Here is a 9,478-nt window from a genome sequence, read left to right as displayed (position 1 = left end):
GGAGGGCTACGGCTGGGCGGGCTATGCCAATGGCCGTTTCTGGCTGGTGAATCCCCAGGAATATGAACCTGCATTGGAAGCCTGGATTGGTGATACATCATTCATGGAACTGGATGCCTACCATGTGATTGCAAGGGATGCGTTTGGCCACCTGTACTTATGGGGAGAAAAAACAGGTCCATCGCTAGAAATTAGTGCCATTACCGCATGTGCTTATCCAAATCACATATATTTAAGCCATATAAAAGCGGGAAGAGATGAAATAGCGGTCAAATATTGGTTAAGTGCTAGTAATCCCAATTCAATGGATTGGATGGATAGCAACAGCCAACCTCTTTTTGACCGTGCCCTAGCCCGACTCAGCCGCCTGGACTCCACCGAAATGTACGGCTATGTCCCCGCCTTGGCACTGGGCTGCCCGAACACGGTCGAGAAACTACAAAAGGTCAGCATCATCGAGCATCTGGTGTTCCTGGCCCAGCTGGAGCCGTTGCAGGTTATCGAGTTTCCGGACACCGATCCAAGCGACATCTGAATCGGGCCGGAAACCCGACAGGTTAGGCAGTGGGTTCCAGCATCCCCAGTACGCTGTGTGAATTGGATAAGTAACGGGAAAACATCGAACTCAATGACCGGCGAGTAGCGATGATGCACGATAGCACTACCGTCTTGGCAGCGTGATCAGGCGACCTTGGAGGGACTGGGTAAAGATGAGCAATCAGTGCTGTCAAACCCACCATTTTCAAGTCCACTCCCGTTTCAAGAAAATGGACTTGATTGATTTGTGCTATACCGATTCTCCGGTTACATCAAGCTTTGATTGATCGCCTTTCACACATGGCTGGTAGCGGATTGGTCAGGTGCCAACAGGATTGCGGCTGATTTCGCGAATATGGGCTGGGGTGAGTGCTGGGCAATAGAATTGCCAGGCATAACCGGGAAGGTTGATGGTTTTGACCATTGGCATGTCCGTACGGGCTTGGGCTGGCGGAATACCCGCGCGGGTTTGTGAATTGGCATCCCGGCGACGTTGCATAGCACATTGCCCCCAAAATGCGTAAACCGGTTTTTGCAGCTCCGCCTGCAGTACAAATGTCAGCGCATTCCAGTTTTCCTTCACTGCAGCCATGACCCGGGTCAGATCTGATGGGTTGGCCCCCAGATGCTTGGCCAAGCTGATTCGTGCTGCCAGGCCTGGGTCCATATCGTACGGATTGACTGGACTCCACCATTCAGTCACCTTGCCCTGCCGGTTGGCAATATAGAACTCGGTGAATTTATACAGTCGAAACCCGGCGGGCAACTTCACCTTTTGCGGCGTCCCGATAAAGGCGCCTTTCACATCATTCGACATTTTGTTCCACACCATGTCGTAGTTCAGTTCAGTCAGTGTCGGGCTAATTTTTCCTATTGCCATTGGATTGGATCCTTTTGTCGTCAAATGATGATTGCGAAACCACGGCATGGCTTGTGCAGATCAATACAATTGCAGATTCAATGAAGCACACGATGGGTTCGTCAGAAGATTGGTTCTGACCTTGGTCGTCACAAGCAGGGTATTCTTACAATGTGGTTTAGCCTGGATGCTTCGCAAATTCGCGAGGTGATGGCGCAGGATTTTGATTCATAGGGAGATTTCGTGAAGGAGTCGCGTAGTGGTTCTTACGCGCGACAGAACGAAAATCTTCATATGGGTCAAAAGACAAGCTAGCACTCGCGTCAATTTATGAAATATCCAGGTTAGTTGCTTTGCAGCGGTGAAAGCGCTAGAGGCAGCATGCTGATGTTGACAGGGGGCAAAGCTGGAAGTTTTTTGGAAAGCTCGCAGGCACAGGGCGATGGTGCAATCAATGGGCGAAATGATGGGTGTCATTCCACCCATTGATGAATAGATCAAGCAATTCAGGGGGACATTGTCAGCCCATCATTGCATCAGCACTGCACATGCAGGTGAAATGCCTGGTTCAACAATACCCCGGCCAGATTTGTCGTTTTGATGAATACCCCATTCACATTACCAGCACGAGGCGATACCACAATGATGCCTGGTGCAGGCGAAGCAGGGGCTGTGCTACCCAGGATTGCAGTGTATACACACTTGGATACATCACTGGGAAAAATCACCTGATAACTACCAGCCAGCAGAAGGTTGCTGCTAGCGCCTGCCGGACCAAATATCAAGGTACCAGCGGCATCGACTGCAGCACTATAGGTTTTGGTAACGGCAATGGGAGCCAACAAAGGAGCGGCACCCAGCATCGCAGTGGTAGTGGCAGGTTGCTGATCTGCTATGGCAGGGGCGCCTGCGAATAATGTAGTAATAGCTAATAATCCACTGGCTGTGCGTAGTGTGAAAGTACTCATGATGCGTTCCTTTCCAATTCGGGGCAGCTAAAGCAACCACCCCACATGGAAATACACGCAAGTATCGCGCCCAATGCAACTAATTATGCTGATTGATATATAATTTCATCTTCTAATTTTTGAGAAATTGTAAGTATGAAATAGCAATAAAGCATCGAGTCAAACCCAATTACTTAACATGAATACAATTATTCTGCATTATTCGAACGATCATCATTTCGAATAAATTAAATTATATACTCATGTAAAAAACATCGACAAATCAATTTCCGTAATTGATAAATCATTCAATCGCTGATTGATCATCTTTCGGGATGGCGACCGTCGCTTCACCCTACTTCGGTACCCATAGCCAATCTCAAAAGTACAACCACTCCTGTATTGCCCCGTGCCCGGACTGATTGCCGATCAATTGTTTTACTGTCTCACGCGTGAAGAAGTTCACACTGCCCAGGGCTGTACCTAGATCACTGAAATAGGCGTCCTGAACTGTGAGCGCTTTCAACTGCAAACGGTGAAGCTGTTGCATGAAAGGATCGTCGCTGTGGGGGTCCAGCCAATCTGCCGTGATCAACGGAGTCAGGCTGGGGTGAGTCGCCTGCAAAGCCCAGATTCTGGAGCTGGAGGCTATCCATAGCAAATTGCGTTGCGGGTAGGCCGGATCAAGTGTACTAAAAGTGCTATCCGCACCTTTACCACCATTTTGTTCAACAATGTCACGATCACTGGGATATTCCTTGGCGTGAAACAGAATGCCATAGTCGGTCATACTGTCATGCTCGAAAGAAAAAAGGTGCCCGTGAAACAAATCGTTCTTACCCAGCTGAATGCTGTAACCCTGGTTGCGCAAGCCGGCCACAATACTGACGAACAGATTTTTGAAATAAAGCTGCATTTGCGGGTCTTGAAACTGCCATGGGCTGCCACCACCGCTCCCCCAATTTTTGATTGGTGCCGGTACCTCAACAGTCAAGCGGCCTTGGCCATCCTGCAATGTATGTCGTAGCCTGCTCAAAAAATCACGTGTACTCATGCGATGTGGCAAAACCAATGTAGGGGTGATGATTTGTGCATCGACACTGCTGCCATGACGTACCAATTGCATCAGCAGGTTGCGGGCCAGTGTGGGGCGATCGGCTTCCGCGTGAGCGGCGGTAAATAGTGTGCTGGCAATCAGCGCCAGGCTGGCAAGGTGACGAAAAGGTGTGGGCATAGTGCAATCCATCTGGATGTCGGACATGCCGGCCCTGATATGATGAAATCTGGCGACTGGCGCAGCATGGCAGTTGACGAAGGGATCATAGCTTAGGGCGACATGAGTCCGGGAGCAAGTGTAGCCTTGCCTCAGTCACTTCGCTGAATTTTGTTAGCCACTCTTGTTGCTCAAGGTAAATGGTATTCCCAATACCTAGCCCATCCAACCATCAGGCAATACTGAGCCAATGCGGGTCGTTCGCAAAACCATCCACCAAAAAATCAAGCATGGTACGCAATGTGGCGGGCATTTGCTTTCGGGATGCATACACACCATAGATACCCATTTCATTGGGTTGATACCCTGGCAGAATCGCGACCAACTGGCCAGAGCGAACCCATGGCATGACGGAATAGGCAGGTTGCATGGTAACGCCTGCGCCACTGAGTGCCGCCGCCAGCAGCACAGTTGATTCATTGGCACTGAGATTGCCACTGACTGGCACCGACATGGGCTCGCCATCTTTCGAAAAGGCCCACAAACTTTTACCGAAATAGGTATAGGTCAGGCAGTTGTGCAAAGCCAGTTGCTCAACCTTCTGCGGCATACCATGCTCACGCAAGTAATCTGGCGAGGCACAGACAATTGAGCGACAAGCACCCAACTTGCGAGCGATCAGATTGGGATCAAGCTGATTGGTAATCCGAATGGCCAGGTCAACCCGGTCTTCCACCAGATTGACAGTGCGATCCACCAACCACAGATCAACCGCCGTGGCAGGATAACGTTTTAGATACGCTGTCACGACTCGGGCCAGAAAGGCCTGCCCCAAAGACATGCTGCAAGTCAGGCGCAGCATGCCACGTGGTGCATCTTCCGGTACATTGAGCTGGGTTCGCAGGTCATCAGCAATTTCAAGCATTTGTCGACACCGCGCCAGCGTTTCGCTACCCGCATCAGTCAGGCTCAGTTTACGAGTAGTTCGGTGCAGCAAACGTACCCCAGTCCAATCTTCAAGTGCTGCCAGATAGCGCGACACCATTGCCCGTGACATATCCAGCCTATCCGCCGCGCTGGATAAAGAGCCACGGTCCACCACTTCGACAAACACACGCATGGCTGTCAGCCGGTCCATTATCTGCTCGATTTATGCAACAAACTAACAATCATTATGCGGTTTTTTGATCGGTATTGTGCAACTACTATTCGGATCACTGATTGTCAACCAACCCAATGGAGCACACCATGTTTCGTCGCACTGTACTGAAAGCTGCTGTTACCGCTGCTGTTTCCCTGCTTGCCTTGTCTGCCTCGCACACTGCGCTAGCGGCTTCATCCGATCTGAAGCTGGATGTTTACAACCCAGGCGAAGCAGCCATTTTCTCGGTATCGTCTGAACTGATTACGGGCAAGACCGAAGCTGTTTTGATTGATGCCCAGTTTTCCACGATCGATGGCGCCAAACTGGTCGACAAAATCAAGCAAAGTGGCAAGAAGCTGACCACCATCCTGATCAGCCACGGCGACCCGGATTTCTACTTTGGCCTGGAGCCGTTACGAGCCGCATTCCCCAAGGCGCGCATCGTCGCAACCCAGCCAACGATTGAACACATCAAGCACACCATGACTGGCAAGTTAGCGTTCTGGGGCCCGAAACTGGGTGCAGGCGCCCCCAAGCAGGCCTACGTGCCTAGCCCGATTCAAGGCAACGTGCTGACGGTTGATGGCAAGAAGCTGGAAGTGATGGGTATCAACGGCACCAAGTCCGAAATGACCTTTGTCTGGATTCCATCCATCAAGGCTGTAGTAGGTGGCGTGCAAGTCGTGGGCAATAGCCATGTATGGATGGCCGATGCGCAAACCAAGGAGGCACGTGCGGATTGGTTGGCCACACTGCAGAAAATCGAAGATCTGAAGCCAGAAGTCGTGGTACCTGGTCACTTCACCAAGGGTGCGCCTCACACATTGGAATCGGTCCGCTTTACCCGCGACTATATCAAGACATTCGAGGTAGAAGCTGCCAAGGCTAAGAACTCGGCAGACCTGATTGCCGCGATGAAACAGCACTACCCAACACTGGAAGACGTGTCCAGCCTGGAGCTGAGCGCCAAGGTGGCTATGGGTGAAATGAAATGGCCAGCAGAATGATGCAAGCGCCCTATGCTACCTTGCACTATATCTATGATCCACTGTGTGGCTGGTGCTATGGTGCCTCGCCACTGGTGAGCGCAGCGGCCGACATCCCCGGCCTCACGCTCACCCTGCACGGTGGCGGTATGATGACAGGCGCCAATCGCCAAGCAGTGACCGATTCACTACGCCAGTACGTGATGCAACATGATCAACGTATTGCCAGCATCACCGGGCAGCCTTTTGGTACGGCCTACTTCGACGGTTTGTTAAAAGATCGGACTGCGGTACTGGATTCTGCGCCACCGATTGCAGCAATATTGGCAGCGGCGGCAATGGGTCTACCAGCTCATGTCATGCTGGCCAGGATTCAGAAAGCTCACTATGTAGAGGGTCGCCGGATTGCCGATGGCCCAATACTGATTGAATTAGCTGAATCGCTGGGGCTGGATACCGAGGCATTTGCTGAACAGTTCGCTGCATACCAGGGCGCGCAGACCGCAGCCCACACTTCGGCCAGTCGACAGTGGCTAACCCGCACGGGTCGACAAGGGTTTCCAACCTTTGTGCTGGAGCGAAATGGCCAATTCAGCGTACTGGAACCCAGCCATTACCTAGGGCAACAGCAAGCCTGGCAAGCGCACTTAACAAAATTGATCCACTGATCAGCAATATGGCACGTGCCAATAGGCCGTGCCATAGTCTTTGCCTAACCGGGTCCTTCCCTGATACCCCACTTCAGAACGCTCCCTCCGCACATCACCATGCGCTACCACCTACGGTCTCGGCGCAGCTTGCCCTTACACAACTTATAAAACATCACCAACAATACCTAAGATAAAGGCAGGCCAACCGTAAAAGGGGGATGTCATGCGAATCTTTCGAGACATGCTTGGATTGTGGATGCTCGTTTGCATGACAGCCTGTGGCGGTAGCAACGGGGGAGGTGGTGGCGAATCCACAACGGGCAGTATTCTCATCACGCTCGCAGGTCTGCCTGATGGCTCACAGGCCAATGCCAGCCTGATGGCCCCCAATGGGACCGTACATACCATCCATGCCACACAAACCGTCACCAATCTGATTCCCGGTAGCTATCAGCTGGCTGTCAATGACGTATTGGCCAACAATATTCGCTACCTGCCTCAGCCTGCAACCCAATCCATCAATGTAACAGCCGGTACACAAGCCAATGCAACCGTTCAATTCCGCACGGCCAATACCCAGTCGTTGACCTTGCGTGCAGTCATCAGCGGCTTAAGTAGCCCGGTGTATTTGACCGCACCTTCTGGCGATAGTCGGTTGTTCGTTGTGGAACAAGCTGGCCGCATTCGCATCGTAAAAAGCGGTGTGCTGTTGACCACCCCCTTCCTCGATATCCGCAGCATTGTCGCCAGTGGCGGCGAACGTGGCCTGCTGTCGATGGCATTTGACCCGGACTATACAAACAATGGGCTGTTCTATGTCTATTTCACCGATTTACAGGGCAATATTGCCATTCAGCGCTATCAGGTCGCCAGCAACAATGCTGATTTAGCTGACCCCAACAGCGGCTTGCGCATCCTGTCGATTGCACGCAATCCAGCCCTGAGCAATCACAATGGCGGCCTGTTGCATTTTGGGCCAGACAATATGTTGTATTTGGGCACTGGCGATGGCGGTGGTGGTGGCGACCCTGCGGGCAATGGGCAAAAGTTGAGCACCTTGTTAGGCAAATTACTGCGTATCGACGTGCGAAATGCCACTACTACCAATCCGTATCGCATTCCACCCGATAATCCATTTGTATCGCAAGCTGGCAAACTACCTGAAATCTGGGCTTATGGCCTGCGTAACCCCTGGCGCTTCACGATAGATTTCACCAGCAATACCTTGTTCATCGCAGATGTAGGGCAAAACGAACGCGAAGAAGTCAATGCGGCTTCGATTGGCCAAGCAGGCCTCAACTATGGATGGAATATTACGGAAGGTACCCGCTGCTACCCAAGCGGCACCTGTGATACTACCGGCCAAACATTACCAGTGCTGGAGTACAACCATAATGATGGTTGCTCGATCACGGGTGGTGTGGTTTACCGTGGCAACGCAATCTCGGCCTTGCAAGGACATTATTTTTATTCGGATTACTGCAGCGGCTGGTTGAAGAGCTTTGCCTATCGAAACGGAGCGGTTGTGGAACAAACCACTTGGCCGGTGGCCAATGTCGGCAATATCGTTTCATTTGGTCAAGATGGACAGCAGGAAGTGTACCTATTGAGTAGCAAAGGGGGCACGATCTACCAGATCGCCGCCAACTGAAACAGCATCAATCCCGTAATCAGATATCGGTTAGCTCATCTGCAAAGGCGATACGCCCATCGTAAAGAACAAGACATACGCAAAAACCGGCATTAAGCTGAACAACCAATCATGCCTTTGGCATTATGGTGCTGTATGCAGGATGAGTTCATCAAATGAAACGCTTATGGCAACAAAAATTGACAGGCCCGAAGACCAAGTTGGGCACACTGACCATCGGCATGCCAACGTCCGTCCATATCGAGGCCATGTCCCCGTTGCTTCAACCACATGTGGGCGATATCGGCCTTGATAGTGATCGTTTTAGCCAGCATTACTCACAACTGGGCGGTGCCTGGGTACGAAATTATCAAGATAGTGCCTGGTCGTTCCTGATTGATATTTGCGAAGGCTTCAATAACCTACTGGCTGACGATCCCATTATCCGTCGCCTGCAACCAAGGCAAGTAATAGGGGTGATTGGCAGTGCCGCACATGTTGCCGGTGGGGCAACCAGTCTAGGGGATGGTGATACAAAAACTTACTGTCTTGCCGTCAGTGCCGGTGCAACACTAGCCCCTTATACCTTGCATGCACGGCTGTCGGCGATGCTGGATTTTTTGCCCGAGATCCGTGATGGCGGTACCCGTTACAAAGTCCCCATGGATGCACAAACCTTCCTGGTGCTGTCAGATCCACGCCTCAAGCTGGCCTCCGGCTTGGCACATGTTTCAGCCTACGCCTTACTGTATCAGCAACTGGCCCATCTATTGCGGGGCCATGTCTCACTGATGCGCACACAGTTAACCGCGGTCTCGGTACTGGCTACAACTACAATTCCCCATGATCCGCTTGGTGAAGCCATTCAAGCCGAAGCGGCTTTATACGCCGGCCGGTTACTTGCCAAATCGATGTTGCACGCAGGCAGCTACGATACTGTGCTAGGCACAAGCATCAACGACAGGCTTCATCGCATCACTATCGCCATTTGTGTGGCTTATCTGGCAGCTGCCATGCAGGGGCAGGCTGATGAGTGGCTCAAGCAGGTCTACATCATGCTTGCAGGGGTACTGAGCATGATCAGTACCACACCGGGAAATCGCATGGTATTGGCAGAAAGCCTGCTTCAACCCATCCTGCAGACCATGCAACAAGCCACTTTCCTACAAACCACCATTAGCAGTACCAATTTGAAAGCCTGGATCAACCACGCCGAAACCACCATGATCAACATGAGAAAGGTACTTGACCCATTGCGAGGCAAAGCGACTTAAACAGGGCCTCTCATCTCACGAACAGTCATCTATCGATTACTACCAGCCATCTCCAAAACTTAGTCCGAGCCACCCTCTCTCCGCTATGACCAGCAAGCCTCAGTTCAATTGCTGACTACACCACCAGCGACAAAAACCACTACCAATCATGGTGTTGTAGACATACCAATACCAAATTGATGAAGGTCGAGATTAAGCTCGCCACGCCTGCCACCCCGGTTACCCTGCCATTCTTGAG

General features: G+C 51.6%; 9 protein-coding genes. 5 read left to right on the top strand and 4 right to left on the bottom strand.

The annotated features are described in order from the left end of the window. On the top strand, positions 1-535 hold a 535-nt coding region (locus FFS57_RS20055), incomplete at its 5' end, for a GAD-like domain-containing protein (RefSeq protein WP_137939603.1). A 321-nt stretch (positions 536-856) separates the two neighbouring features. Here FFS57_RS20055 and FFS57_RS20050 read toward each other — a convergent pair. From FFS57_RS20050 to FFS57_RS20035, 4 genes are all read right to left on the bottom strand, one after another. Beyond that, complete coding sequence (locus tag FFS57_RS20050) at positions 857-1,417, bottom strand: hypothetical protein (RefSeq protein WP_137939602.1); 561 nt, start codon at positions 1,415-1,417, stop codon at positions 857-859. 515 nt (positions 1,418-1,932) lie between these two features. Next, a complete protein-coding gene (locus FFS57_RS20045) occupies positions 1,933-2,364 on the bottom strand; it encodes a hypothetical protein (RefSeq protein ID WP_137939601.1) in 432 nt (143 codons plus the stop codon). 358 nt (positions 2,365-2,722) lie between these two features. After that, positions 2,723-3,577, bottom strand: coding sequence for a hypothetical protein (locus tag FFS57_RS20040; protein ID WP_137939600.1), 855 nt, complete (start codon positions 3,575-3,577; stop codon positions 2,723-2,725). A 211-nt stretch (positions 3,578-3,788) separates the two neighbouring features. Beyond that, a complete protein-coding gene (locus FFS57_RS20035) occupies positions 3,789-4,694 on the bottom strand; it encodes a LysR family transcriptional regulator (RefSeq protein WP_137939599.1) in 906 nt (301 codons plus the stop codon). Between the two features lie 110 nt (positions 4,695-4,804). Between FFS57_RS20035 and FFS57_RS20030 the strand changes: the two genes are divergently transcribed. The 4 genes from FFS57_RS20030 (at position 4,805) to FFS57_RS20015 (ending at position 9,240) form a co-directional block, all read left to right on the top strand. Continuing rightward, positions 4,805-5,707: an MBL fold metallo-hydrolase gene (locus FFS57_RS20030; protein ID WP_137939598.1), complete on the top strand. Its 903-nt coding sequence runs from the start codon at positions 4,805-4,807 to the stop codon at positions 5,705-5,707. Then, on the top strand, positions 5,707-6,354 hold the full coding sequence (locus FFS57_RS20025) for a DsbA family protein (RefSeq protein WP_137939607.1): 648 nt from the start codon (positions 5,707-5,709) through the stop codon (positions 6,352-6,354). Before FFS57_RS20030 ends, FFS57_RS20025 begins: the two co-directional genes overlap by 1 nt. Before the next feature lie 205 nt (positions 6,355-6,559). Next, a complete protein-coding gene (locus FFS57_RS20020; protein ID WP_137939597.1) occupies positions 6,560-7,987 on the top strand; it encodes a PQQ-dependent sugar dehydrogenase in 1,428 nt (475 codons plus the stop codon). 155 nt (positions 7,988-8,142) lie between these two features. Beyond that, positions 8,143-9,240, top strand: a complete 1,098-nt coding sequence (locus FFS57_RS20015; protein WP_137939596.1) for a hypothetical protein — start codon at positions 8,143-8,145, stop codon at positions 9,238-9,240. Positions 9,241-9,478 lie beyond the last annotated feature (238 nt).

Origin of the sequence: Chitinivorax sp. B, from assembly GCF_005503445.1 — a bacterium.
In the GTDB taxonomy this organism is placed as follows: domain Bacteria; phylum Pseudomonadota; class Gammaproteobacteria; order Burkholderiales; family SCOH01; genus Chitinivorax.
The sequence above is the reverse complement of the archived record's forward strand: the minus strand, read 5'-3'. Positions and strand labels throughout refer to the sequence as shown.

Coding starts and splice junctions, on each gene's coding strand:
- FFS57_RS20050 (WP_137939602.1), bottom strand. CDS start 1,417: ATGGCAATAGGAAAAATTAGCCCGACACTGACTGAACTGAACTACGAC.
- FFS57_RS20015 (WP_137939596.1), top strand. CDS start 8,143: ATGAAACGCTTATGGCAACAAAAATTGACAGGCCCGAAGACCAAGTTG.
- FFS57_RS20035 (WP_137939599.1), bottom strand. CDS start 4,694: ATGGACCGGCTGACAGCCATGCGTGTGTTTGTCGAAGTGGTGGACCGT.
- FFS57_RS20040 (WP_137939600.1), bottom strand. CDS start 3,577: ATGCCCACACCTTTTCGTCACCTTGCCAGCCTGGCGCTGATTGCCAGC.
- FFS57_RS20025 (WP_137939607.1), top strand. CDS start 5,707: ATGCAAGCGCCCTATGCTACCTTGCACTATATCTATGATCCACTGTGT.
- FFS57_RS20030 (WP_137939598.1), top strand. CDS start 4,805: ATGTTTCGTCGCACTGTACTGAAAGCTGCTGTTACCGCTGCTGTTTCC.
- FFS57_RS20045 (WP_137939601.1), bottom strand. CDS start 2,364: ATGAGTACTTTCACACTACGCACAGCCAGTGGATTATTAGCTATTACT.
- FFS57_RS20020 (WP_137939597.1), top strand. CDS start 6,560: ATGCGAATCTTTCGAGACATGCTTGGATTGTGGATGCTCGTTTGCATG.